Below are 1,266 nucleotides of genomic sequence, written 5' to 3' on the forward strand. Positions count from 1 at the left end.
GGCCGATTCTCCAGACCTTGCCGCCGAGGGTGGGAAAATATTTGTAGACTCCTCAGGCAATGCGTTGGTTGGGCCGGAAGGTTCTTCACTCCAAGGCTCACCCGATGGGAAATATACCCAAGTAAAAGACTCTGAAGGTAACCCAACTGGTGTCAGAAAAGATGGAGGTCACAGTTCTAGAACTCATGATGATCCTAGAGCTTTAGCTCCACACGGGCATGTTCCTGGCGTTACTAATGATGACGGAACTCCATGGTTGCCGCTTAAAGATAACCAAATTAAGGATTAACTATGGACAGTTTTTATATAGAAATTAGGAAACAACTTATTTCAGCGAGTTGTTTGGTAATAAAGTGTGCTGAAAAAGAACTTTCTGTAGAAGACTTTATAGAAAAGTATAATAACTTTTATTACTACGAAGCATTGGATGGGCATGAGGCAAATAGTGAGAGGAAAAAAGCTCTAGAAGATCTATCACAAATTATAGGCTTCCATAAGCTAGTACAGGAAGATGTAATTAACAATGTAAACTTGAAAGATATTGACGGTGATAATCGAAGTGATAATTACATATACAGAAATGAAATTGTAGTTAGATTACATAATCTCTGCTCCAAATTTAACATTCATGAGTTAATAGCAGAATTAGAATAGTGCCAACTGTGTATGAGACCCACTAACATGTATTTTATCTTGTTGGTGGGGCGTCGCTCGAATGAGTTTGATACGAGCTTGCGCGTATAGCATTATTAATGTCCATACTCTTCGAGTTTGAAAGAATCGAAAGTTATCCTCCTTTCGACTCTTTCATCTTACCTCCCTAGTGATAAGAGGTTCAAAATATGCTCTGATGACAGACCAATCAGGAAACTCAGAGCTACCATAGTGAATTAGCGTGCCTTGAAAGTCTTCCTGACCAAAGCCTGCTTTTTTATCATCAATCAGATAATCACCGCGAGAAAGCCCTTTGTGTGCGCTGATAATAAGCCGGTGACAATGCTCTAAACCAAAGTGGCGCTCGACCCATAGTCTTTTCTCGGTATAGCAATGAGGATTTAATACGGAGGGGGCGGTAAGTAACAGCACTTGTAGTTCTGGCTGCTCGATTAGCCAGCGAACCGTCTCAATAGCGCCTTCATAGGGCGGTAAATTTAAAAAGAAGCCTTGCTGGCTTTAGCTTTAGGGTCAGGTCTTGCTTTTTGCCTTTTACAATGCACACCGACAGTTGTGCCGCCTGGTACGGCCAGATGTAGGGCACACCGCATA

General features: G+C 41.8%; 1 protein-coding gene and 2 pseudogenes. 2 read left to right on the forward strand and 1 reads right to left on the reverse strand.

Going from position 1 to position 1,266, the window contains the following annotated elements:
* Both RNAN_RS19290 and RNAN_RS18510 read left to right on the forward strand, forming a co-directional pair.
* Positions 1-289: pseudogene (locus RNAN_RS19290) on the forward strand (hypothetical protein); the annotation flags it as partial.
* A 2-nt stretch (positions 290-291) separates the two neighbouring features.
* On the forward strand, positions 292-654 hold the full coding sequence (locus RNAN_RS18510) for a hypothetical protein (protein WP_040552749.1): 363 nt from the start codon (positions 292-294) through the stop codon (positions 652-654).
* Between the two features lie 153 nt (positions 655-807).
* On the opposite strand, the pseudogene RNAN_RS19035 reads toward RNAN_RS18510, so the two are convergent.
* A pseudogene (locus RNAN_RS19035) lies at positions 808-1,158 on the reverse strand (5' nucleotidase, NT5C type); the annotation flags it as partial.
* Positions 1,159-1,266 lie beyond the last annotated feature (108 nt).

The organism is Rheinheimera nanhaiensis E407-8 (assembly GCF_000296695.1).
In the GTDB taxonomy this organism is placed as follows: domain Bacteria; phylum Pseudomonadota; class Gammaproteobacteria; order Enterobacterales; family Alteromonadaceae; genus Alishewanella; species Alishewanella nanhaiensis.

Bases quoted from the DNA above. Each gene is read 5' to 3' on its own strand.
- RNAN_RS18510 (WP_040552749.1), top strand. From the start codon at position 292: ATGGACAGTTTTTATATAGAAATTAGGAAACAACTTATTTCAGCGAGT.